The 24870-nt window shown below is 65.5% G+C and carries 12 protein-coding genes, 1 tRNA gene and 1 pseudogene; 8 read left to right on the top strand and 6 right to left on the bottom strand.

Annotated elements, in window-relative coordinates:
* Positions 1–7 precede the first annotated feature (7 nt).
* Together ACP7DE_RS03525 and ACP7DE_RS03520 are read left to right on the top strand one after the other, a co-directional pair.
* On the top strand, positions 8–622 hold the full coding sequence (locus ACP7DE_RS03525) for a TetR/AcrR family transcriptional regulator (RefSeq protein ID WP_426070758.1): 615 nt from the start codon (positions 8–10) through the stop codon (positions 620–622).
* A 102-nt stretch (positions 623–724) separates the two neighbouring features.
* Positions 725–801, top strand: a tRNA-Pro gene (locus tag ACP7DE_RS03520).
* 362 nt (positions 802–1163) lie between these two features.
* On the opposite strand, the gene ACP7DE_RS03515 is transcribed toward ACP7DE_RS03520, so the two are convergent.
* Positions 1164–1430 carry a hypothetical protein gene (locus ACP7DE_RS03515; protein ID WP_426070757.1) on the bottom strand — a complete coding sequence of 89 codons (267 nt, stop codon included), beginning with the start codon at positions 1428–1430 and terminating at the stop codon, positions 1164–1166.
* Positions 1431–1750: 320 nt separating this feature from the next.
* Between ACP7DE_RS03515 and ACP7DE_RS03510 the strand changes: the two genes are divergently transcribed.
* Positions 1751–3112 (top strand): serine hydrolase domain-containing protein, encoded by a 1362-nt coding sequence (locus tag ACP7DE_RS03510; RefSeq protein WP_426070756.1) that lies wholly within the window; start codon positions 1751–1753, stop codon positions 3110–3112.
* 38 nt (positions 3113–3150) lie between these two features.
* Positions 3151–3522: pseudogene (locus ACP7DE_RS03505) on the top strand (serine hydrolase); the annotation flags it as partial.
* Here the strand turns inward: ACP7DE_RS03505 and ACP7DE_RS03500 are convergent.
* The 5 genes from ACP7DE_RS03500 to ACP7DE_RS03480 form a co-directional block, all read right to left on the bottom strand.
* Positions 3432–4919, bottom strand: coding sequence for an efflux transporter outer membrane subunit (locus ACP7DE_RS03500; RefSeq protein WP_426070755.1), 1488 nt, complete (start codon positions 4917–4919; stop codon positions 3432–3434). The pseudogene ACP7DE_RS03505 and the gene ACP7DE_RS03500 overlap by 91 nt on opposite strands.
* A gap of 9 nt (positions 4920–4928) precedes the next feature.
* Positions 4929–5858, bottom strand: coding sequence for a biotin/lipoyl-binding protein (locus tag ACP7DE_RS03495; RefSeq protein WP_426070754.1), 930 nt, complete (start codon positions 5856–5858; stop codon positions 4929–4931).
* On the bottom strand, positions 5851–6045 hold the full coding sequence (locus tag ACP7DE_RS03490; protein WP_426070753.1) for a DUF1656 domain-containing protein: 195 nt from the start codon (positions 6043–6045) through the stop codon (positions 5851–5853). The genes ACP7DE_RS03495 and ACP7DE_RS03490 overlap by 8 nt, the downstream gene beginning before the upstream one ends.
* A complete protein-coding gene (locus ACP7DE_RS03485) occupies positions 6035–8167 on the bottom strand; it encodes an FUSC family protein (RefSeq protein WP_426070752.1) in 2133 nt (710 codons plus the stop codon). The genes ACP7DE_RS03490 and ACP7DE_RS03485 overlap by 11 nt, the downstream gene beginning before the upstream one ends.
* A gap of 117 nt (positions 8168–8284) precedes the next feature.
* Positions 8285–9217, bottom strand: coding sequence for a LysR family transcriptional regulator (locus ACP7DE_RS03480; protein WP_426070751.1), 933 nt, complete (start codon positions 9215–9217; stop codon positions 8285–8287).
* Positions 9218–9482: 265 nt separating this feature from the next.
* Between ACP7DE_RS03480 and ACP7DE_RS03475 the strand changes: the two genes are divergently transcribed.
* From ACP7DE_RS03475 to ACP7DE_RS03460, 4 genes are all read left to right on the top strand, one after another.
* On the top strand, positions 9483–10214 hold the full coding sequence (locus ACP7DE_RS03475; RefSeq protein ID WP_426070750.1) for a TonB C-terminal domain-containing protein: 732 nt from the start codon (positions 9483–9485) through the stop codon (positions 10212–10214).
* A 2-nt stretch (positions 10215–10216) separates the two neighbouring features.
* Positions 10217–10732: an RNA polymerase sigma factor gene (locus ACP7DE_RS03470; protein ID WP_426070749.1), complete on the top strand. Its 516-nt coding sequence runs from the start codon at positions 10217–10219 to the stop codon at positions 10730–10732.
* Positions 10733–10855: 123 nt separating this feature from the next.
* On the top strand, positions 10856–11854 hold the full coding sequence (locus ACP7DE_RS03465) for a FecR family protein (protein ID WP_426070748.1): 999 nt from the start codon (positions 10856–10858) through the stop codon (positions 11852–11854).
* Between the two features lie 244 nt (positions 11855–12098).
* A complete protein-coding gene (locus ACP7DE_RS03460) occupies positions 12099–24869 on the top strand; it encodes a filamentous haemagglutinin family protein (RefSeq protein ID WP_426070747.1) in 12771 nt (4256 codons plus the stop codon).
* Position 24870: the final 1 nt, after the last annotated feature.

The following is a 24870-nucleotide window of genomic DNA, read 5'->3' as shown; positions in this document are numbered from 1 at the left end:
AAAAGTCATGAACCAAGTTGAAAAGAAGCATCCGGATCCCGAGCGCGCCAACACGCGGCGCAAGCAGGTGCTCGATGCGGCGGAGAGTTGTTTCAGCCGCCGCGGCTTCCACGGCGCCAGCATGGCCGAGATATCCAAGGCTGCCGGCATGAGCGCGGGTCACATCTATAATTATTTTGACAGCAAGGATGCGATCATCGCCGCCTTCGTCATGCAGAATACGGAGCGTGTGTCGAACCTGATGCAGGACCTGGCGCAGCGCGAAGACCCGCTGCAGGCCGTGATCGACAATGCAGGCGAACATGTGCTGGAAAGCCTGGACCCGAAAACCTGGGTGATGCCGCTGGAAATCTTTGCCGAGGCATCGCGCAATCCCGCCATCGCCGAGATGCTGCACTGCGCGGACCGGCGTTCGCGCCAGTTGTTCTTGTCCATTATCAAGGAGGCGCGCATCAAGCGCGGCTTGCCGGCGGATGAAGAGATGCTGAACGGCCGGCTGAACGCCATGATCGCCATGTACCAGGGATTGCCCGTGCGGGTAGTGCACAATCCCGACGTCAAGGTCGAACCCTTGATCGCCGGTTTCCGCATCGCCCTGACGGCGCTGCTGCTCAGTGAATAAGCGTTTTGCCCCAGGCTGAAAAAAACTTTGCGCAGTTCGATATGAATCATGCGCAAAAGCATGGCAAAAACTTAAAAGCCTCTGCTATAATTCTCACCTCGTCGGGGCGTAGCGCAGCCTGGTAGCGTACATGCATGGGGTGCATGGGGTCGGAAGTTCGAATCTTCCCGTCCCGACCAAAAGAATCAAGGACTTAGGCCACTCTTCGGAGTGGCCTTTTTCTTGGGTGGGAGTTTTTGCCCCTGCATTTGCCCCTACGAAAACATGGGCTTGTTTGCAATCATTTGGTATGGATTGAAACAGGGTTTTCCTGCTGACGATTTTTTCCCGGTGGCGTGCTAGCCAGGGCGCGCGTCTGTTTTGGGGTGATGTCGCCAAATGCTCTAGTGGGTCGGGCGTGATTGTAAGTCCACATCCAGCGGGTTACAAAATTCTGGATTGCATGGAACGTTACAGTCGCATTTAATATAGGCGTTCTGCTGCGGTTGCCCTAGCTAGATGAAAACGATGCGTATTCCGTGCTCGGTGGCATAAGCGAGCGTCATGGCTCGGATGTACTCAGGGCGATTATCGCGGCGAATATTCCGGAACTTACCGCTTCATTCGATGATCCTGTCGATGGACGGATGACGTTCTCGGACGGCAATGAGAAATCGACTTTAACACCAGGACCTTCCCGGCTGAAATCATCGATTACGTTGAACAAGCGAATGCTGCTGTCATCGGCCATCGTCGATCCGGTTGACCGGGTGATCGGCGATATTGGTTGCGGCGCCCCCCCTACCATTCGATCCAGGGCGAGCAACATGGCAGTCTGCTGCTGTGACCCCGGTTGCTTCTCACCGCGTTTGTCGGCACTGACTCCGCTGTTTTTGTTGGCAATGCTAGCGCCGCGTAGAGATTTTGGTGAAAACAAACGGCCTAGACCAAGCTTTCCTCCGTTCGTCGCAAATCCAGGGAGCCTCGGACAACGCTCGATAAGATTAGCCCATTCAATGAATGAAAGGGAAACTTATGCGCATTCGTCTATGGCTATTGCCAGTCCATGCTTCAGGCCGCGCGCTACGCCTGGGAGCCTTATTGGGGGTGGCGGCATGTAGCGGCCCCGCCCACGCGGGCGAGTCCGATATGGCCGCGCGTATCGCCGGCGGGCTGCGGCAGCGGGTGGACATCGCAGGCGAGCCGGCGCAGACCTTCGATATCGAGCAGCGCCTGCGCCGCTATAGGGTCTCCAGCGTCAGCGTGGCGGTCATCCGCGACGGCAAGATCGCTTGGGCCGGCGTCTACCGGCAACCGTCCGCACCTGCGGCCGACACCGACACGCTGTATCAGGCAGCGTCCATCAGCAAAGGCGTGACCGGCGCGCTGGCGCAGCGGCTGGCGGGCAGCAACAAGCTCCAGCTCGATAGTCCGGTGGATGCCTGCCTGCGGCCGTGGACCCTGCCCGCCGGACTGCAAAGCCCCGAGCATCCGGTGACCTTGCGCAATTTGCTCAACCACACCGCCGGGGCGACCGTGTCCGGCTTCCCCGGCTATCCACCGTCGCAAGCGATCCCTACGGACCTTCAGGTAATCGAGGGCGAGTCGCCGTCGCTCACGCCAGCGGTCGTCATCCAGACCATCCCGGGCGCGGCCCATGCGTATTCCGGCGGCGGCTACACCATCGCCCAAGTCGCCATGCAGCAATGTCTGCGCACGCCTTTTGCAGAGTTGATGCGCCAGCAAGTACTGCAGCCGCTGCGGATGCGGCGCAGCACATTCGCGCAGCCATTGCCGGCGGCAGAACACAACCGCGCGCGCGGCCACTACGCCGACGGCAGCGAAGTCGAAGGCGGGGCCTTCGTCTATCCCGAACTGGCGGCCGCCGGCCTGTGGACCACGGCCAGCGACCTGGCGCGCTTCGCCATCGGTGTCCAGCGGTCGTGGAAAATCGGCACGACCTTTTTGAGCGCCACCAAGGCGCGCGATCTGCTGACGCCGGCGCTGAACAATTATGCGCAGGGCTTCTTCGTGGTCGGCGATGGCGAGCATAAACGCTTCATGCATTCCGGCGGCAACACCGGCTTCAAGAGCACCTACGCGATGTATCTCGACAGCGGCAACGGCGTAGTCGTAATGACCGACGGCGACAACGGCAGCTATCTTGGCGGCGAGATCGTCAAGGCGGTGGCGTCCGCCTACGACTGGCCGGACTTCAAACCTCGCCTGGCCCAGACGGCGCCGCTGGACCTGGCAACGGCCACACGCCACGTCGGCATCTACCAGCTCGACAACTTTGAGGGCCGTTTCGCCAACCGCTACGAACTGCGCTTCGACGGCAAGGACTGGACGATGGTGATGCCGGACATCGGCGCCACCCGGCTGGTGCCGACCGGCCAAACCAGCCTGGTGTCGCCCGAGACCGGCGACATCATCGAACTGAAGCAGGATGGCGCCCGAGACCTGCTGTTGATCGGGGGGCGCAAGGCCCACCGCAGCCCGGACAGCTGAATCGGCAACGCTAGCGCCAACCCGGCAAAGGCGTCACCGCGCTGCTGGCCGGCTTCGCCATCGACCGGGGGCTGATATACAGCATCGACGATCTCGTCTCACGCTATTGGCCGGAGGCGGCACGCGGCGCGATCGGCGAGGTCCGACTGCGTGACGTGCTGACCAGCCAGGTGCATGGCCCGGGTGATCAGCAGCCCCGGCAAGGTCAACACGATGCGGATGCGGAAACAGTAACCATTGCTTCATCTGGCAGTCTTTCTCTGCATCAAAAAAGTGTGAAATTGTTACGGGACGGGTCACTTTTAGAAAAAAATGGCATTCACAAGCCAACCGCCTTTTCAGGTAGGTCCGGACTTTTCGCGTCCTGTGCAAGGGAATCTTCCTGCCAGCCCGCGCCCAATGCCTTGTAAAGCGAAATGGCGCCGCGCACTTCGCCCCATTGACTTAGCGCCAACGCATCACGGGCCTGATTGAGCGTGCGCTGGGCGATGAGTACCGGCAGATAGGCACTCAGGCCAGCGCGGTAGAGCCGGGTCGCGCGATCGCTCGCCATCTGGCTGTCATTGACCGCTGCAGCCAGTGATACTTGCCGCTGACGTTCGCTGTTCAATTCGGTCAAGGCATCCTCGACGTCACGCAAGGCCAATCGCACGTCGCGCTCATACACCAGTTTTGCTGCGTCGGCACCGGCCTGCGCGGCCGTGATGCCGGCCCGTGCGCGACCACCGTCATAGAGCGTCTGGCTGGCTTGCATTCCCGCCGACCACGCCAAGCTCGCACCTGAGAAAAGGTCATGGATCAGACTGGCGGTGGCGCCTATGCTCAAGGGAATGCTGAACCTCGGGAACCGTGCGGCGTCGGCCACCCCGATCTGCGCCGTGGCGGCCGCCAAACGGCGTTCATCCGCCTGCAGGTCGGGACGCTGGCGTATCACTTCCGAGGGCAATGCCAGCGGCAGCGCGGGTGCGACGGGCAGGGCTGGCGTAGGCTCTGCCAACGCGGCACGCCAATCGCCAGGGAAGCCACCGGCCAACACGCCGATGGCATGGCTCAAGCGCGCAATGTCGGCTTCCAGCAGCGGCGGCTGCGCTTCGGCAGCTTCGCGCTCGGCCCTTGCCTGCATCACTTCTGCGGTGGTGCCCAGACCGCGTTGCAATGCTCGCCCGGCCAGGCTCTCGCCTTCAAGCAGATTGCTGATGTTGTCGCGCGTGATGGCCAGGCGTGCTTGCGCTGTACGCAGTTCGGCGTAGCTGGCCGCCAGTTCAGCCAGCAAACTCACCTGTAAAGCCCGACGGTCGTCGGCCAAGGCCTCGACGCCGGCATCGGCCGCTTCGACGGCGCGCCGCGTGCCGCCAAATAGATCCAATTCCCAACTCGCGTCAAATCCTGCGCGCCAGGTGCGCGAATGGCCGCCGGGCGATCCGTCCAGCCGCCTGCTGGAGCGCGAGCTTTCACCCACGCCGCCAACCGAAACGCTCGGCCCCAAGCCGGCAGCAATCTGCATGCGCTCGGCGCGCGCCTGCTGCAATCGCGCAAGAGCAATACCGAGATCCTGGTTGTTGGCCAACGCCAGAGCAAGCAATTGGTCCAGCATCGGATCATTGAAGGTGCGCCACCAGGTTTGAAGGCTCTCCCGTTCTGCCGCTGAGAACCCCGGGTGCGGTTCGTGCCAAGCCGTTGGAAGATCAGCTTGTGGTGGATGATAGTTCGGGCCGACTGTCGTGCAAGCGGATAGGCAAGCGAGCAGAAGAATGGACAGTACTGAGCCGCGAAGGACCGTTCGGTGAGGCGTCGGGAAAGTGCGCATGGAAAGTCCTCACATCCAACGGTGCAGTAGCGTCGTCAACCGCCCTTTGGGCGGTGCGTCGCGCCCTGGCTGGCCGATCTCGATGCTGCCTGTCATGCCGGCAGCCAAGGCGATGCTCGCGGGCACCTGGTCGAATTCGACTCGCACGGGAATACGCTGTGCCAGACGAATCCAACTGAAGCTCGGCTCGACGCTCGGCAGGCCCTGGGCGTCGGCCTGCTGGTTGGGATCGGTGATGCCGCGTCCGATGCTGGCCACGCGGCCCTGGATCAGATCGTCGAAGCCCATGAGCCTGATTTGCGCCGGGGCGCCAGGACGGATGCCATGCAGCTTGGTCTCCTCGAAATAGCCCGTGATCCAGAAGCTGTGCGCATCGAGCAGCGCCATGTTGGGTTGACCCACCACGGCGTAGGCGCCCCGGTTCAAGCGAAGGTGCGTCACGTAGCCATCCGTCGGGGCACGCAGGACCGCACGTTCAAGGTCCAGTCGCGCCATGTCCAGGGCGACTTGGGAATGGCGCTGTTCTGCTTGTGCAATGGCAACGGCTTGGTTTGCCCGCTGGATGTCTTCGCCGGGCACAAGATCCTCCATGCCCCGGCGTCGCTTGGCATCCTCGATCTTCTGTCGCAGTGTTGCGCTCGCCACCGCCAGTTGCGCCTCGGCCCGTGCGATGGCGAGTTGGAAGCGCGCAGGGTCGATGCGATACAGCACTTCGCCCCGTTTTACATATTGGTCATCGGTGACGGCGACCTCGGCCACGGTCCCCGATATCTCCGGCGCGATGCGCACGACCTGCGCGCTCACGCGGCCGTCGCGGGTCCAGGGGGCGAGCACGTAGGCACGCCAAAGGGCGCTCACCAGCATCGCCGCAGCGACGACCGCCGCCAGAGTCAGGGTCGCTTTCGCGGCAGGCTTGAATAAGGACGTAATTTTAGACATAGAGAATCAGTATGGAAACCAGGCAAAGGGAAAGAGCGAACTCGAACAGCGCCGGATGCCAGACCCAGCGCAGCACTCCGCTACGTGCCAGCAGGAAACGCAGGCCCAGGAACAGCGGCAACGCGACGCAGGCATAGACAAAAAACGGCGGCAGGTAAATGCCGGCCACGGCCACCTCACTGAGCATGGGAACGCCTCCGAGACGGGTGAGAGAAATACACCGCATGGCCTTCGAGCAATGCAGCGACATCGAGCAGTGCAGCGCTCAGGCGTTGGCGGTCGGCCAGCAATGCCTCGTCCTTGGCAAGCACCCGCGTCAGGGAGCTGGCTGCTCGGGATGCGTGGCGAGCAGCCATGCGTGGGTCGTCCGCGCGGCGAGCCATCCTTTGCAAGACGCTTGTCACGGGCAGGTGCAGCGGTGACATGCGTGGCGCGCGCTGCAGCCACTCCCGCATACGCAGCAGCTCGCGCCCCAGGTGCAGGCTGGCAAGTGCATCGCCGAGGGCACGATCCATTGCGGCGGGCTGCATCTTGAGCAAGGCGCCGAGTTGCGCCATGCGGTGCTGCTGACGCAATTGCCAGATACGGCGATCCGCCCGCCTGCCCCGCAGTACGGCCAGCGCATCGTTGCGGATGCGAAGGCGTAGCCGGTCAGCGTCCCGCGTCAGATTGCGCGGCAACAATAGCCGATAACCGAGCAATGTGAAGAGCGTGGCCAGTATCCACGCCACCGACGCGTTCAAGAACACCGTGAAATCATAGCGCATGGGATTGGCTGTAGCCGCCAGCGTATTAAAGCCGATCAGATAGGCCACACCTGCCAAGCCGTACTTGGGAAAACTGCTTGCATAGATGCCCGGTAGCCAGAACAGGCCCAACACCAATAGCAGCAGCGGCAGGCCCTCGATATGTGGCAGTACACAGAAAGCGCAGAGGAATGCCATCAACACGGCCGCCACCGTGCCTTTGATGAATTCGATGGCGCCGGCGGCGGGATTGGGCGCCGTCGCCAGCAGCGCGCAGGCGGCGGCCAACCCTGCCAGCATCATGTTGCCGTGTGGCCAGCCGGTGGCGATCCAGAAGGCGCCGCCCAGCACCACGGTCAGCATCGCACGCAATCCGTTCTGTATCGCTGCGGTCGTATCGCGGTAGAACGGCACGGAGGGCTGTTTTGCTTGCGGGCGGGGGCGATACATCGCGCCGATGCCGTCCAATGCCGCCAGATAGTCGTCGATTTGTTCAAGCAGCCTGTCGCCGCTGATCAGCAGTGCGGCCTGTTCGGCAGGCTGCGCCAACGATGTCCCGGCCAGCGTTGCAATCAGGCGTATGCGGGCTTCACCCAGCCGCTGCATCGCCTGTGCGATTCCCTGCGGACCGCGTGCAACAGCCAGCCCGGCGTCACGCCAGGCCTGCTCCAGCGCCGGCTGCAAGGTGCGCAGCGCACGCATGCTGGCACTGTCTGATGGCAGAGGCGGCGTGCCGCCGACCAATGCGGCAAACAGGGAGGCCATCGCATGCCGCACGGCCATGGCGCGTTGCGCCAGATCCTCCGACTCTGCCTTGCCTAGCGCCAGCAGATCGTCCAAGCCATATACCTCGACAATGAGATTGCGTCTGGCCGTATCCATCCGTGTGGGAGTAGCATGCGCATCATTGCCGACGGCCTCGTGCTGCGTTGCCAGGGTCTCAGCGGTGGCCGCAGCCAGCCGGCTCAATTGGGCTTCGAGGCGGCTGCGCACGCTACGGGTGCTGAACAGCGCCGACACTACCCCCAGGCAAACCACGCCAACCAGCACGGATGAACCGCGTCCCATCACGTTTTCGAAGGTCAGTTCCGGATGCTGTAGCGCGCCATAGGCGGCCAATCCAACGGTGTACCCCGCAAGCGTGGCGGCGTATGCGCGGAAGTGACGCAACAGCGCCATTCCCACTACACACATTCCCAGCCAAAGGCCAAAGCCCAGCAAGAAAAGCCACGGCATTTGCCCAAAGGCGCTCATCAGCACGAAGGTGGCCAGCATGCCGGCCAGCGTGCCAAGCACACGCCAGGCGCCTTTGCCGATCACCGCGCCCTGGACCGGATGGATGACCAGCAGGACGGTGGATGCGGCCGCATATGGCGCATGCAAATCGAGCAGATAAGCCACCACCAGAGCCAGCCAGGCTGCCAGGATGGAACGCAGCGCGTAGGTGGCGCGTGCCGTTGTCAGATCCAGCCGCGCCAAGCAGCGCAGCAGCGCAGCACGGAGGCGGTTATGCGCTGGCGCGGGCGTCTGTGGAGATGCCGACTGCACTGTCTCGTAACGCACGGTGAACCTTTCTTGCATTGATAATGTATATCAATATAAGTCTGGTATTCAATTGCGGAAAGTGACTTTTTTGAAATCAATGAGTGCGTTTAACGCACTCATTCACTGGGGCCGGCACTATGCCTTGCTGCGCTTGGCAGCGGATGCCTCATCTTCGTTGCACAGGTTTCTAATGGTGTGCCGCAACCACTGGTGCGCAGGGTCACTTTGGAGGCGTGGATGCCACGCCTGGGTAAGCAACACCGTCTCCACGGGGACCGGCAGCGCGAACAACCGGATGCGCAGCCCTGCAGCGAGCGCACTGCGCGCGAGATGCTTGGGTAGCGACAGCAGCAGGTCGGAATCCTGCAAGGCAAACAAGGCCGCATAGGGGTTGGAGACAACCAGAGCCACATGTCGGCGCAGACCCCGGGCTTCCAGCACGTCGTCGATGGGGCCGGTGGATTTGCCGCGCCGGGAGACATTGATGTGCTCCCAGCGGCTGAGCCGTTCGAGCGTGATGTCGTCCTCGAAAATGGGGTGATGCTCGCGAGCGACGCCAACAAAGGTGGTGGTAAACAGCGACTGCACGCGGATTTCCGGCCCGAGCTTGCGCGAGGCGCTGATGAACAGGTCGATGCGGCCGCTGCGCAGCGCCTCGCCGTCCGCATCGTCTTCTTCCGGGGAAAGGCGCAACATGGCGCGCGGCATGTCCGTGGCCATTGCATCGAGCAGGCGGCCCAGGTGGATACTCACGAATTCGTCGGTGGCTCGCACGTTGAAACGGCGCTCCAATAGTTTCAGGTCAACCTCGGCACCGTGTGCCAGCACCTGCGTCGCCTGCTCGACCGCCGCGCGCACCTGATCGCGCATGGCCAATGCCCTGGGCGTCGGCACGAGCTTGCGGCCCGCCTGCACGAACACGGGATCTCCCAAGGTTTCGCGGATTCGGCCCAAGGTGCGACTCATCGCAGGCGAGCTCAGGTTCATGCGCCGCGCGGCGCCGACCACGCTACCTTCCTCCAGCAGAGCGTCCAGCGCGAGCAGCAGGTTCAGATCGGGCTGCCCCATAGCGTGCCTCCATCAATGGCATAAAGTAAAATTTTAACCGCATATCCATGTCGCGCGCAGCAATGACGAAGGTGATCGCGTGCTCCTGCTCTCTGCAAGCCCGAGGATGGATGGGTATCGATGTAACGACACCGTCACATTTGAATGCCACTATGCACATTTTCAGAATGGTGTGCCTACCTTGCCGACGCGATCCGCCCTCCTGCCATGGCCCTTGCAGCACCGTTGCGGGCGTGTGTACGCTGGCGTGTTGAGCTGTAGCGGAATGGCGCTCTTCTGGGTGCTGGGTGGGGTGATCGGATCAGCGGGAGACGCGCTTGGTGCCTCTCCTGATCTGCCGCTCGCGGGCCTTGCACGTGTCAATCCCGTTGCTGATGCAGGTACGCCTGCCGTTGCTTTCAACATCCCGGCGCAGCCGCTCAATGCGGCGCTGAACCAGTATGCGGACACCACCGGACAACCGGCGCTGTTTCCCAGCGATCTCGTTCATGCCCGCACCTCCACGGCGGTACACGGCCTTCACTCGGCCGAAGAAGCATTGCGCATGCTGCTGCAAGGTACGGGGCTGATTGCGGACAAGCGCAGTTCTGGTCTGGGGCAGACATTCATTCTGAAAGAGGCCGGTGCGGCATCCGCAGTGCCGGCATCCGCAGTGGCTCACAATGGCATGGCCGAGTTGTTCCGTGAGGATGGCTACGCCGGACTGCTCCAGATGCGTATTTGGCAGGCGCTGTGCTCGGATGCACGAACCCGGCCGGGTAACTACACTGCTTTGCTGCAGTTTTACCTGGAGACGGATGGTCGCATCGGCGGTGTCCGTCTTCTCGGCAGCAGCGGCGATGCCCGCCGCGATGCCTCGTTGCTGCACGCATTGCGCGGTGTGCACATCGGCCGCCTGCCGCCAGCGGCGATCGCGCGGCAGCCCTTGTCCATGATGGTTGCACCGAATGCCCCGGATGCAGGGCCGCAGTGCGACCGGCAACAGGGGGCGGGCTAGCCATGTCCGAAGGCACGCAGCTCTTCCTGCTGAACTACCTGGGCAAGCATTACGCATCCATCAAGCAGCGCCTGACACGAAAGCTGGGCAATGCGGAGGATGCCGGCGATGCGCTGCACGACACCTGGCTGCGGCTGAAGGGTAGCGAGGACCACGGGCCGATCCAGAACCCGGGCGCCTACCTGTCCCGGATGGCGATCAATATTGCGGTGGATGTCCAGCGCCGACACAGCCGCCTGCTGTCAGGCGATAATATCGATGCATTGCTGGAGGAACTGGTGGACCCGTCACCTGGTCCGGCCCGGACCGCCGAGATACGCTCGGACCTCGATGCTTTGTTCCTGCTCCTCGACCGCATGCCCGAGCGCCGTCGGGCCGTCGCACTGCTCGTGCATGCGGAAGGCGTGACGCAAAAAGAGGCCGCACAACGGCTGGGCGTGTCGCTGCGGACGGTCGAGTACGAATTGAAGCGCGTGCATGAACGCCTTGACACTTATCTGGCGGCGGAGAATAAATAATGCGGGTTTTCCGGGACGCCATTCGTCATCCAGTATGAGAGAACAAAAAATATATGCACGCAACACGCAGCAACCTGCCGGTTTCCTGTTTTACGGCCGCGCCTGGCCGCTGGATATGACACGATGAAGACGCCGCCGCCCAAGAACAGTCACGCCACTTCGCCCTCGGACCTGGACGCCCAGGCGTGGAACTGGTTGCGCCTGCTCACTTCGGGAGACGCGCGCGAAGTGGATGCACAGCAGTTCAGGCGCTGGGTCAAATCGAGTCCCTCGCATCAAGCCGCATACAACGACGTGAAGCGCCGCTGGGATGCGATTGAGGCCCCGGCCCGCGAGTTGTTGCGCGTCAAGCCGGAAGCCGCGACGCTGGGCGCATGCCGTCCTCGCCTGGTGCCGGGTGGACGGCGGGCCTTCCTCGGTGCTGCCATCAGTGCGGCGGCGGTCGCAGGCGTGGCCGTGGTGCATCCGCCGCTGGGCTTGTGGCCGGGGCCGGATGAGTGGAATGCGGATGACCGCACCGCCACCGGGGAACGGCGCACGCTGGCGCTGTCCGGGGGTGTCGATGTCATGCTGAATACGCGCACCAGCATTCGTCGCCAGACCGACGGCGGCAAGCTGGTTGGCCTGGATCTGCTGATCGGCGAGGCCTCCATCGATGTAAGGGATGGAGGGCAGGCCTTTGCTGTCGTGGCCGGCGTTGGCCGCAGCCTGCTCGAATCCGGACGGGTCGAAGTGCGTCATCTGAATGGCAAGGTCTGTGTCACCTGTATCGAAGGCACCGTCCGCGTGCAACATCCGGCAGGCGCGCGTCAACTGTATGCCCGCCAGCAAATGATGTACGGCGCCAGTTCGGTGGGCGACATCGCCAGCATCGACCCGAAAGCAGTCTCGGCCTGGCGTCAAGGGATGCTGGTGTTTAACCAGGTACCTCTGGCCGATGTGCTCGACGAAATCAATCGTTACCGCTCCGGTCGCGTGGTGCTGATGAACGATGCCGTGCGCAACAAGCCGGTCAGCGGGCGCTTTTCCACGGCCTCGCTGGATCTGGCACTGTGGCAGTTGCAGGAATCCTTTCAGTTGCACGCCCGGTCGCTGCCAGCGGGATTGTTGTTCTTGAGCTGAACGGCTTTCTTCATCGGTTTGCATTGCGGGTTCGTGCGACCTTGCGCAGGGTATGTCGGGGCTGCGGAAAAATTTTCAAAAAAGTTTGCGGTATTTGCGTGGTGCAGTTCGTCACCCATACATAGGGGCTTTTTCTGTCGCAGACGCTACTCGGTTGCGATGCGAAAAGCCACCATGAATGTGGTTGGCCGGCGCGAGACGGGCAGCCGAACGGCATCGACTCAATGACCAGGCGGAAACTTACATGAACACACGCGGGCGCAGTGGCAAGGAAAATCAAACGATACGCAAACAAGATCGGGTATTCAGGCTGGTACCGTTGGCGCGGGCCATCGCGCTGACACTGGTCGCCGGCGCGGTAACGCTGCCGGCCCATGCGCAGCGCACGTTCAGTCCGGCATGGTTTACCGACAAGGGCGGGGTCAGGGACATGGCGTCGCAAACGGGCCGGCTGCCCAACGGTCTGCCTGCAGCAAACCTGACGAGCCCGCTCGGACAGCAGCAGAAAGCCAACGAGCAACTGCAGCGCTCCATCAGCAATCTGAACCTGGCCGCGCGCGGCATCGCGGCGCAGCAGTCGGCCCAGGCCGCCGCCCGTCTGGCGGCCGCCAAGGGTGCATCCATCCCCGATGGCATGGCCGAGGGTGGCCTGAAAATCGATACCAACTCGCTGACTGCGGGCTGGCACAACGCCAATGCCCCGGAGCTTTCCCAGGTCGACGGCCGCACCAACGTCGCCATCCAGCAGACCGGCGACAAGGCCATCCTGAACTGGGAGACCTTCAATGTCGGGCGCAACACCATGGTTGAGTTCAGGCAGCAGAAGGAATGGGCCGTCCTTAACCGCGTCAACGACCCGAACGCACGGCCCTCTCAGATCCAGGGCCAGATCAAGGCCGATGGCACGGTGCTCATCGTTAACCGCAACGGCATCGTCTTCAATGGCGGCAGCCAGGTCAACACGCGCAACCTCGTGGTGGCCGCCGCCGAGATCGACAATGGCCAGTTCAAGACCCACGGCATCTACACTGCCAACGCCAGCCAGCCCGGCTTTACCAATGCCCAAGGCAAGGTGGAGGTCCAGGCCGGTGCCCGGATCGCCACGCTGGCTCCGAAGACCTCCACCGAAGGCGGCGGCTATGTCCTGCTGCTTGGCAAGGAAGTGCACAACGCGGGGGACATCGCTACGCAGAAAGGCCAGACCGCGCTCGCGGCCGGCGACAGCTTCGTCATCAAGAAGGGCGTCGGTACCGACGGCAACCAGGCGTCGACCACGCGCGGCAACGAGATCACCCCACAGTTCAACACCGACAGCCTGTCGGGCAAGGTCGGCAACACCGGCCTGATCCAGGCTCGCCACGGCGACGTGACCATGCTGGGGCGTGACGTCCAGCAAAACGGTGTGGTACTCGCCACCACCAGCGTCAACACCCGTGGCACCGTGCACCTCAACGCCATCGACGCGGATGGCAAGGTTGCCTTCGGCCAGGGTGCCATTACCGCCGTGGTGATTGAAGACGACGGCAAGACGGCCCTGGACAGCCAGCGCGACGGCTTGCGGGGACCGGCAATCACGACGCCCGAGAACATCGTGGCCATCACCGATCGCCGCGACCAATCCCGTATCGAGATCAACAGCAGCGGCACGGTTGACTTCCAGAGCGACTCCCTGACCTTGGCCACCGGCGGTCAGATCGTCATCCATGCAGCCCAGCGCAGCCTGGTGCGTGAGCGCGCCCGGATCGACGTTTCCGGTGCCGTGGGCGTGAACCTGGCCATGGAATCGAACAACGTCAAGGTTAACGTCCAGGGCAACGAACAGCGCGATGCGCCGCTCAACCGGGATGGCAAGACCCTCAACAGCAACGACGTGTGGATCGACCGCCGCAGCCTGGTGTTCGTACCCAAGGGCACGAACGGCTACGCCACCGACCGCTGGTACACCGCGGGCGGCCTGCTGGAGGTCGGCGGCTACCTGGGCACCCAGGGCCACACCGTGGGCGAATGGATGGCGCAGGGCGGCACGCTGAGCTTTGGCGGCAACGATGTGGTCACGCAAGCAGGCTCCAGCATCAACCTCTCAGGCGGCACGCTCAATGTGCAGAGCGGTTTCATCAGTCAGACTTGGCTAAAGGGGGCGGATGGGCGGCTGTACGACGTGAACAAGGCGCCGGGCGACCAGCGCTACACGGGCGTCTACAAAGGCTACGAGGACAAGCACGAACGCTGGGGCGAGAAGGCGACCGGCTATTACTACAACCCGCTGATCGGACAGCAGCGCCGGCTGGAAAGCGGCTACACGGTGGGCCGCGATGCCGGCCTGCTGGTGATCGGGACGAAGAGCGCGGTGATCGAGGGCGACATCGCGGGCGACACCGTCCAGGGAAGCCGTCAGACGCAGGCGGCGCAGGCCGGACTCGACGGGTATGACCAGTCGCAGATGGCGGTGGCGCGCGGCGGGCAGTTGGTGATCGGCAGCTACGGCACCCTCTACGACAAGAACAGCGGCCTGATGCACCGCCGGCTCGACACTGCAGGCGTGAAGGACGTGGTGTTGACAGACACGGCCGAACGCATCGCCGCCGGCCTCGACCTTACGGCGGCGCTGCCCGCCGCGCGCCAGGATAACTTGACCCTGGACACCACGCTGCTCAACGGCTTCTCGCTGGGCGCGGTGCGCATCGCGGCCACGAACGCGATCACGGTGGACTCGGCGCTGACGCTGGGCAATGGCGGCGACATCGCGCTCTACGGCCCGAAGGTCGCTGTGAACGCGAACCTGACGGCGCACGGCGGCAGCATCCGCCTGGGCGACACGCTCGCGCAGGCCAGCACCAACTACATCGATGACACCACGCAGATCACCACGCCCGAAGGCGTGCGCGCGGGCGTGGCCGTGGCTCAGGGCGTGACGCTGGACACGCGTGGCCTGTGGAGCAAGCTGCATCTCGATCCGGCCGGCACCGGCAACATGGCCTGGCGCAACGGCGGCAGCGTGTCGATACGCAGCAGTGGTGACGTGCAACTGGACGAAGGCAGCATCATCGACGTGTCCTCGGGCGCGGCCTTGCTGGCCAACGGCACCTCGCAGCAAGGCGGCAAGGGCGGCGACATGCGGCTGCAAGCGAATGCGCAGACCGGCGGTGATGGTGTGCTGGCGATCGATGGCGCGCTGCGCGGCTGGGGCACCTCGGGCGGCGGCACGTTGAGCCTGCAGGCCGGGCGCATGCTCGTCACGGACGAATCGGTGGCTGCGGCTGATGCCGGCACGTTGGTGCTGGCTGGCAACTTCTTCGACAAGGGTTTCAGCCGCTACGAACTCATCGGTGACCGCGGCCTCACGGTGGCCGACGGCGCGCAGGTCGCGGTGACGATGCCGGTGTTGCGCGTGACCCCCGAGGCCAAGAATGTCGCGACCGGCGCTGAGGCGGGCAAGGCGCTACAAACCTGGACGCCGCCGCTCTACACCGAGGATGCCGTCAAGGGCGTGCTCACGCAGCGCGCCGGTGCGAGTCTGAGCCTGCAGGCGGGCACGGTGCAGACCCTGGCGGCCGACCTGCCGACCGTGGCTGCGGTCATCGGTCAGGGTGCGCAGATCACGGTCGATCCGGGCCAGGCCATCGACGTGCGCAGCGTCGGGCAGCTCACGCTGCAAGGCCGGCTGCAGGCGCACGGCGGCAGCATTTCGCTGAAGAACCTCGACCTCACGCGCATGGAGCAGGAGCACGCCGTGGACGTGGCGCACAGCCGCTCGATCTGGCTCGGCGAGCAGGCGGTGATCGACGTGTCCGCCACGCCCGCGACCGGGCTCGATGCGCAGGGCCGGCGCTACGGCAGCGTGCGCGACGGCGGCAGCATCGTGATCGGCGGCGAGATCAGGGAAAGCGACGGTTCGGCCACGGCCGCTAACGGCTTCATCATTGTGCGCGAGGGCGCCATGCTCGATGCCTCGGGCACCGCCGCCGTGCTCGACATGGGCGATGCCGGCCCGGTCGCGGTCGCGAGCCGCGGCGGGCGCATCACGCTGGCCTCGAACAACGGCCTCTACCTCGACGGCGAACTGCGGGCCCGCTCGGGCGGCGCGGGCGCGGCAGGCGGCACGCTGCAAGTCGCGCTGGAATCGCCCGAAGTGCGCACGAGTTCCGGCCCGGCGCAGTACACGCTGGCTGAGAACGCGGTGCGCAACTACCGCGACCTGGTGGTCGGCAGGCTGCAGGGGCCGTCGGACCTGCCGGCTGGACTGGCCCCCGGCGCGGCCGATGCGATGCTGGTCTATGGTCACGGTCGGCTGGGCGTCGACACCGTCACACGGGGCGGCTTCGATAATCTCGCGCTGCTCAGCGCGGGCGGCATCAGCCTGGAAGACAACGCCAGCCTGCGGCTCGGCCAGAGCCTGTCGGCCTACGGCGCGCTGATGCTGGCCAACAACGCGCGCAACGATGCGCACATCACGCTGGAAGCGCCCTACGTGCGGCTGGCCGGCATCACGCAGAGCTTGGCGTTGGACGTGACCCGAGGTCGCTTCGGCGTCATCGGCACCGGCGACTGGCTACCCTCCGAGGCGCATCTGGCGGTGCATGCCGGCCTCATCGACGTGCGCTCGTCGGTTCGAATGTCTGGTGTCAACGGCGATATACCGATAGCGTCCGACAGCGACACGCCGGAAAACCCGGGCAGCATCAGGGTGGAGCGGCGCGGTTTCGGCCAGACCACGCTGCAAAGCGACGGCGACTTGCGCTTTCTGTCCGACGTGCCGGCCTTGACCAACGGCATGCCGACGACCAGCCTGGCCACCCCAGGCGACCTCACGCTGCGGGCTGGGCAAATCTACCCGGCCATTGGCGTCTCGGCCTCGATCCAGGCGGGTGTGCTGCACGACGGCACTTATGCACCGGATCGCGTGCTGCGCATCGAAGGCAACGGTCAAGCCGCGCCGGCGGTACCCTATGCGGCCTTCGGCGGCCTGACGCTCGGCGCCGCGACCATCGAGCAGGGCGGCGTGCTGCGCGTGCCGCTGGGCAGCCTGCGCATCGGCGACGCAAACACCACGCGGGTCGACTTCCTGCCTGGGAGCCTGACCTCGGTCAGTGGCAACGGCTTGCTGATGCCGTATGGCGGCACGGTTGACGGCTTGAACTACCTCTACGACGGCACGCAGGTCCAGTTGATCGGCGTGGGCGGCGCCGGCTCATACGGCCAGACACTGACGGTCGGCCTCACGCTGGGCGGTGCGAGCGCCAATGTGCAGCCCGGCGCGGTGCTGGACCTCTCGGGCGGCGGCGAACTCAAGGGCTTTGGCTTCATCGGTGGCCGCGGCGGCTCGACCGATGCGCGCTACCACCCGCTGGTGCGCACTGCGGCCGATGGCAGCTTCAGCCTGCCCGGTCTCGCGGGCAACCCGGTATATGCCGTCGTGCCCGGCGTGCAAGCCCCGGTCGCCCCGGTGGGCGGCGAACGTGGCGCGGTCGACCCGCTGATCGGCCAGCAGATCACGCTGGGTGCCGGCGTGCCGGGCCTGCCTGCGGGCACCTACACGCTGATGCCTTCCACTTATGCCCTGATGCCCGGCGCCTTCCGCGTCGAGCTCAACGGCAGCGCCGGCCAGGGCGCGGCGCAGCCCGGCAGCGCGATGCGCAACGGCTCGTGGTCGGCCGCCGCGCGGCTCGGCATCGCCCATACCGCCATCGGCGATATGCTGTTCCGCCAGGCGATCCTCACACCGGCCGAGGTGCTGCGCACCTACTCGCAGTACAACGAGACTTCGTTCAACCAGTTCATCGTGAGCGACGCCGCGCGCCTCGGCGTACCGCGCGCGATGGCACCGGCGGACGCGCGCACGCTGCTGCTGGCCCTCACGCCGAACACCGGCGCCGGTGTCGATGCCTTCCGTTTCGACGGCATCGGACGCTTCGACGCGGCCAAGGGCGGCTACGGCGGCACGGTGGCTTTTTTTGCCGGATCTGGGGGGCCTGAAAGTCAGATCGAGGTCGTGCGCGGTGGCGCGAAGGCCACCGCCGGTTTCGAGGGCGTGACGCTGAACGCTGATGCGCTCAATGCGATGGGTGCCTCGCGGCTCATGCTCGGCGGTCTGCAGTACGTGACCTACGGCCCGGGCGGACGTATCGTGATGTTCGGCACGGGCGCGAACAGCCTCACGCTGCGCCAGGGTGCGGTACTGTCGGCACCCGAGGTGTTCCTGCTGGCCGATGCCACCAACACCGATAACGCGAGCCACCTCGTGATCGAGCAGGGCGCGGCGATCCGCACGCTGGGCAAGGGCCGCGCAGCCTATGACTCGGCCGATGGATTTTTCTACGCGGGTACGGCCGGCAATTTGGTGGCCGTGTCCAACGGCGTGCTCAGCATGCTGCCGGGTCTGCCGAGCGTGGACTTGCTAGGTAACCGCAGCCTGCAGATCGGCACATGCACCGTCGCGCCCTGCGCGGGCCAGGCCGAGCTGTATTCCGAAGGCACCATCGCGCTGTCCACGCCCGACCGTTTCGTGCTCGACGACTCGGTGCGCTACGGCACGCGCAACCTCACGCTGGCGGTGCAGGGCATCAACGTCGGCGACAGCGCGGCGCTGGCCGACGCGGCCGCGCGCAACACGCTGCCTTCCGGCTTGGTGTTGAACCAGAGCGTGCTCGACCGCCTGCTGCGCGGCGACACGCGGTACGGCGCCCCTGCGCTCGAGACGTTGCAACTTAACGCCAGCGGCGGCCTGCGCTTCTTCGGCAGCGCCTCGCTCGACACCATCGACCCGGCCACCGGAAAATCCACGCTCGCGCGCCTGGTGCTGGGCACGCCCGCCATCTATGGCGCGGGCGCGGCCGGCGATGTGGCGACCATCCGCACCGGCCACCTGATCTGGACCGGATCGACCGTGGCGCCCGGCGCCGTAGTCACGGGCGGCGCCGGCACCGGCAGCGGCACGCTGGCCATCGAGGCAGGAACCGTCGAATTTGGTTATGGACCAGGCACGCAAGCCGAGGGCGCCAGCGATGACGCGCGTCTGGCGCTGGGCTTTGCCGATGTGCGGCTCACGGCCAGCGACCGAATCACGGCTAACAACAAGGGCAGCCTCTCGGTCTACCAGTTGCAAGGCGCGTATGAAGCCGGCAACGGTTATGCCTACAGCGGCGGCAACCTCAGCATCGACGCGCCGTTGGTGACAGGCGCGGCGGGCTCGGTCAACCGCATCACCGCGGGCGGCGATCTGCGCGTGACCAGCACAGCCCCGGCAATGATGCCGGTCGCTGACGCCGCACTCGGCGCGGAACTGCGCCTTGCGGGCCGTGACGTGATCGTCGACGCCACGCTGGCGCTGCCCAGCGGCAAGCTCGTGATCAGCGCCGACAAGGACCTCACGCTGACCGGGCGCGCGCGGCTCGACCTGGCCGGCCGCAAGATCGATTTCAATGATGTATCCAAGTACAGCTGGGGCGGCGACGTCACGCTCGAAAGCCTGGCCGGCAATGTGCGCCAGGCCGTGGGCTCGGTGATCGACCTCTCGGCGCGGAACAACCGCGCCGGCACGCTCAAGGCGCTGGCGCTGGGCGACCAGGCCGGCGTGGTCGACCTGCATGGCACGATCCGCGGTGGCAGCACGGGGCGCTACGACGCGGGTGGCACCCTGGTGCCCTATCTGGCGGGCGGTGTGGAAATCCGCGCGCAGCGCCTGGGCGAATCCGGTACGCTCGACAGCCAGTTCGCATCGCTCAACCAGCGGCTCAACGAAGGCGGCGTGTTCGGCACGCGCACCTTCCAGCTCAAACAGGGCGACCTCGCCATCGGCGACGGCCTGAAGGCCGGCGAGGTCAACGTGTCGGTCGACAACGGCAGCCTGACAGTCAACGGCACCGTCGATGCCAGTGGCGAGCGCGTGGGCCGCATCTACCTCGCGGCGAAGAACGCCCTGACGGTGGCGAGCTCGGCCATGCTTGATGCGCACGGCACGCTGCTGCGCGTGGACAGCTACGGCAAGATCATCGATTCGCCCAACCGCGCCAGCGTCGACCTGAGCACCCAGGGTGGCGTGCTGACGCTGGCCGACGGCGCACGCATCGACCTGCGCCACGGCACAGCCGCGACCCTGGGCACCCAGCCGGGGCAGAACGACGGCCGCGCACGCGGCACGCTCGAACTCTCGGCGCCGCGCATCGGCGCCAACGGCTTGCCGGGCATCAACGGGGCATTTGACGCGGCGGTCTACGGCGACATCGCCATCGACGCGCGCGGTGCGCTCGACATCCGCGGCGCTCGCTCCATCGCGGTCAACGCCATGCAACGCTACGACGACGCCCCGCTGGTCAGCTCGCCGGCCGCCAGCGGACGACCCTACCAGGAGATCACCCAGACCTGGCTGAAGGACAAGCACGACCACAACAACGATTTCATCGATGCCGCACTGGCGCGCGCCAGCCTCATGACCGGCAAGCTTGCCGGCCTGCGCAACCCGGCCTATGCCGACGCCTTCCATCTGCGTCCCGGCATCGAGATCGTGAGCAATGCCACAACCAATCCTGGCGGGGACATCGTCGTGTCCGGTGATCTGGACCTGTCGGGCTACCGCTACGCCAGCGTCAACCCGCACACGCAAAAGACCGGCGTCTATGGCTCGGGCGAAGTCGGCACCTTGCGCATCCGCGCGGCCGGCAACCTCGATATCTATGGCAGCATCAACGACGGCTTCGCGCCGCCGCCCGCCACGCAGGACGACAAAGGCTGGCTGTTGCTTTCGGGAAAAAATCTCTTCGGCGCCGACACGGTGATCCCGCGTGCCGGCATCGTGCTGGCCGATGGCACGGCGTTCGAAGGCGGCAACGCGCTCAATTTTGACCTGCCGATACAGTCGGTTGACTTTGCCGCCGGCACGCTGATCCCCGTGTCCAGCGCATTGACGGCGGAGATGCTGCTTCCCGCCGGGACTGTGCTCGCTGCCAACGTGCGCGATGCCTCGGGCCAGATTATTCACGCGGCCGGCAGCATCGCCGGCGAAACCATGACGCTGCCACAAGGCACGCGCCTGGACGCGGGCACGCGCCTGCCGGGCGCCACCACGCTGGACGCGCTGGTCTGGCCCAAGGGCGTCGCGCTACCGGCCGTACGCGCGAAGTACCTGATGCAGGGCGACACGGCCTTGCCCGTGGGCGCGCTGCTGCCTTCTTCGACCAACATCAAGCTGCCGGGCGACGCCAAGTCGGTCGAGCTCCGTCCTGGCGGCGCGGGCCGGCTGTGGGGCGTGGCCGCGATGCTGCCGGAAGGCTCGCAGTCGTGGTCGCTGCAACTGGCGGGCGGCGCCGACCTCGGTGCGGCCGACCCGCGCACGTTGCAGCAGAACCCCGCAGCGGGTGTGCTGCGCATGGCCGACACCCACTACGGTCTGTTTGCCAAGGCGCTGCCGTTCAAAGGCGCGTTCGCATGGACATCGCTCGCGGCTACCGATCTGGGCTTAAAGGCAGGCGTAGAAATCACCGATGAAGTCGCCCGCCAACTCATGGGCGGCAAGTACCAGACCGCTACGGCGCTGTGCGCGGCGAACGGGGCCTATTGCACGCCGGTCTACGCTTTCAAATGGTCGCAGAGTGGGGCCAATGCGGTAAAGAATCCCGCTTTTGCGGATACGCCGATACTCGATGCGGTTGTCGCCAAATCCACCAACGGCGCGTACAAGACTGCCGCAGCGCTGTGTGCGGCACGCGTCAGCTATTGTGTGGCGCTGCCTGTGAATGTGTATTATGAGTATCTGCCCGGCAGCACCCGCTTCAGCGTGCTGCGCACCGGCGCCGCCGACCTGGACCTGCGCGCGGCCGGCAACCTGGGCATGAACTCGCTCTACGGCATCTATACGGCCGGCGCTTCGTCGCAGGCCACGCAGGCCGGCGACCCGTATAACCTGCCGCGCGTGGTGAGCAGCAGTGGCACGGTGCTGAGCGACAAGAACAAGGGTTACGAGAAGTTCGTCGATGGCGGGGCAGAGAGCCTGGCGCGCGCCTGGTACCCGGCCGGCGGCGGCAACCTTACGCTGCAGGCAGGCGGCAACCTGACCGGCGAGACGGCGCAGGCCATCACCTCGACCGGCGTCGGCCGCCCCAACCCGGCCGATAAGGGCGTGACGACCAACGACACCGCCAACTGGCTGTGGCGCCAGGGCAGCGGTAGCACGCTCGGGGGAGGCAAAGATCAGGCTGCGGCCTGGTGGATCAACTTTGGCAGCTACGCCACGCGCGGCACGACCGACACGCTGCTGGGTTTCACCGGTTACGGCACGCTGGGCGGAGGCGACCTGCGCGTGGACGTGGGCGGCGACGCGGGCCTTGTGTCCAAGCGGGGGGAGGCCGTTCGCACCGGCACGGTCAACCTGCGCAGCGACGGCCTGGTGCTGGCCGTGGGCGGCACCGGCCGCGTGCTGGCCGATGGCAGCCTGGCGCTCACGGGCGGGGGCGATCTGAGCCTGCGCGTCGGCGGCGCACTCAATCCCCTGGCGCTCGATCCCTTGAACGACATCCAGACCAACGCCGTGCTCAACGGCGCCGTCGTCAACCTGCGCGGCGATGTGCAGATGCAAGCCGGCGCGATGGGCACCCAGTCGCTGCGCTATGCGCAGTACACCGGCCAGCTGTCCGAACGCGACCCCCGGGCGATAGATCCGTTCTCGGCCGGGCGCGCGGTGGCGCAGGGCGGCATGCTGCTGGTGCCGGGCGATGCGAGCTACCAGCTGAACACGCGTGGCGACCTGGTCGTGACGGACGCCAACGATGCGGGGCGTGCCGTGATTCAGAACCGTACCCCCTTCATGGTGGACGCGGCCAAGGGCAGCGGCGACAGCTGGTTCACGCTGTGGACGCCGAACACCGCCATCCGCCTGTTCTCGGCCGGCGGCGACCTGACGCCGCAGATGGCCAACCTTGGCGCGCTCCCGACCGACATGGCGAACGTCTACCCGTCGATCCTGAGCGCGGTCGCTGCCAGCGGCAGCCTCTACTACGGCAGCATGGCCACGGACAGAACGACAGAGGCGACCGGCGCGCTGGTGCTCGCGCCATCGGCCAACAGCTTGCTGGAGTTTCTTGCCAGCGATTCGATCCATGGCGGCGGCTACACCGTGAGCCCCTCGGGCGCGGCCAAGAGTGCCATGGCCACGCCCTTCCATCCGGCTTTCCGGGGCACGCTGGCGAACGGCACAGTTGTGAGCAATCTCGCCCAGGCCGGCAACCTCATCGAAAATGGCAGGCCATTGTTCGCGCTGGGCGCCAACACTGTTTCGGCAGGCGGCGAACATGGCAGCGAACCGGTGCGCTTCTATGCCCTGCACGGCGACTTGGTGGGCGTGGCCACGGGCCGCATCAACGTCTTTGCGTCCAACGACCCGACACGCGCTGGCCAGACTTATTACGAGGCCGGGCAGCCGGTGTGGATGATGGCCGGGCGCGACATCGTCGGTAGCGGCACGCCCATCGGCCAGGCCCTGCGCATTGATACGAGCTTGGGCGCGCTCTATGAAAGCTCGGGCAACCTGTTCGCGCACAGCGCCCCGACCGACGTGTCGGTAGTGTCGGCCGGTCGCGACATCGTCTACAGCAGTTTTAACGTGGCCGGCCCCGGCACGCTGGAGATCACCGCAGGGCGCCACATTCAGATGGAAGACCGTGCGGGCGTGAGCAGCCTTGGCCCGGTGGTGCCGGGCGATAGCCGGCCCGGTGCAAGCATCTCGATGCTGGCCGGCGTGGGCGCGCACGGCCCCGACTACAAGGGCTTCCTGGCGCGTTACCTCGGCGAAGGCAACCGCGCCCAGGCCGGCCGACCGCTGGCCGACCAGCCGGGCAAGGTCGTCAAGAGCTACGAGGCAGAGCTGGCCAACTGGCTGGCCGACCCTGCCCACGGCCTGGGGTTCAAAGGTACGGCCGGCGAGGCGCAGGCCTTCTTCGACGCGCTGCCGGCGACGCAGCAACGCATCTTTGCGCGCCAGGTGTACTTCGCCGAACTCAAGGCCGGCGGGCGCGAGTACAACGATGCGGACGGCGCGCGCTTCGGCAGCTACCTGCGGGGACGCAATGCCATCGCGGCGCTGTTCCCCAAGGGGGCTGCGGATGGAACGCCGATCAACTACAGCGGCGACATCACGATGTTCCGCGGCAAGCTCGGCGCCATGCCGCGTAGCGGCTTCGTACGCACGCTGTTTGGTGGCGACATCCAGATCATGACGCCGGGCGGCCGCCAGGTCTACGGCATCGAGGGCGAGGCACCGCCGTCCGACTCGGGCGTGATCACCCAGGGGGCGGGCGACATCGCGAGCTACTCGCGCGGCAGCATCCTGCTGGGCCAGAGCCGCATCATGACGACCTTCGGCGGCGGCATCATGGGCTGGTCGGCCGAGGGCGACATCAATGCGGGCCGCGGCGCCAAGACCACCGTGGTCTACACGCCGCCCAAGCGTGTCTACGACCAGTGGGGCAACGTCACGCTATCGTCCGACGTGCCAAGCACGGGTGCCGGCATCGCCACGCTGGCACCGATTCCGGAAGTGCCGGCCGGCGACATCGACCTGATCGCGCCACTTGGCACGATCGACGCGGGCGAAGCGGGTATCCGCGTGTCGGGCAATGTCAATCTGGCGGCCTTGCAAGTGGTGAACGCGGCCAATATCGCCGTCAAGGGTGCGTCGATGGGCATGCCGAGCATTGCGGCGGTGAATGTCGGCGCATTGAGCAATGCCAGTGCCGCAGCGTCGCAGGCGACGGCCGCCGCGCAGGACGTTCTGCAACGCGAGCGCAGTGCTGCGCGTCAAAACCTGCCGTCGATTTTCACGGTGCGCTTGATCGGGTTTGGCAATGAGCCGATGGAGAAAGAGATTGAAGCACCGCCGCCAGCTCGGGCCGGGCTGCAGTCATCTCACGGCGTTCCCTACGACGCTGCCAATCCGGTGCAGTTCGTTGGCGTCGGCCGCGACTTTGACGCCAAGCAGCTGGCACGCTTGAGTCCCGAGCAACGACGTCAGTTGCAGCAGGGCCGCTAGG

The sequence above is a fragment of the Janthinobacterium sp. DSP2-3-3 genome (assembly GCF_049897325.1).
Lineage (GTDB): Bacteria > Pseudomonadota > Gammaproteobacteria > Burkholderiales > Burkholderiaceae_D > Janthinobacterium.
This window is presented reverse-complemented; position numbering and strand designations above follow the sequence as displayed.

Bases quoted from the DNA above. Each gene is read 5' to 3' on its own strand.
- ACP7DE_RS03500 (WP_426070755.1), bottom strand. From the start codon at position 4,919: ATGCGCACTTTCCCGACGCCTCACCGAACGGTCCTTCGCGGCTCAGTA.
- ACP7DE_RS03510 (WP_426070756.1), top strand. From the start codon at position 1,751: ATGGCCGCGCGTATCGCCGGCGGGCTGCGGCAGCGGGTGGACATCGCA.
- ACP7DE_RS03490 (WP_426070753.1), bottom strand. From the start codon at position 6,045: ATGCTCAGTGAGGTGGCCGTGGCCGGCATTTACCTGCCGCCGTTTTTT.
- ACP7DE_RS03525 (WP_426070758.1), top strand. From the start codon at position 8: ATGAACCAAGTTGAAAAGAAGCATCCGGATCCCGAGCGCGCCAACACG.
- ACP7DE_RS03495 (WP_426070754.1), bottom strand. From the start codon at position 5,858: ATGTCTAAAATTACGTCCTTATTCAAGCCTGCCGCGAAAGCGACCCTG.
- ACP7DE_RS03460 (WP_426070747.1), top strand. From the start codon at position 12,099: ATGAACACACGCGGGCGCAGTGGCAAGGAAAATCAAACGATACGCAAA.
- ACP7DE_RS03480 (WP_426070751.1), bottom strand. From the start codon at position 9,217: ATGGGGCAGCCCGATCTGAACCTGCTGCTCGCGCTGGACGCTCTGCTG.
- ACP7DE_RS03465 (WP_426070748.1), top strand. From the start codon at position 10,856: ATGAAGACGCCGCCGCCCAAGAACAGTCACGCCACTTCGCCCTCGGAC.
- ACP7DE_RS03470 (WP_426070749.1), top strand. From the start codon at position 10,217: ATGTCCGAAGGCACGCAGCTCTTCCTGCTGAACTACCTGGGCAAGCAT.
- ACP7DE_RS03515 (WP_426070757.1), bottom strand. From the start codon at position 1,430: ATGTTGCTCGCCCTGGATCGAATGGTAGGGGGGGCGCCGCAACCAATA.
- ACP7DE_RS03475 (WP_426070750.1), top strand. From the start codon at position 9,483: ATGGCGCTCTTCTGGGTGCTGGGTGGGGTGATCGGATCAGCGGGAGAC.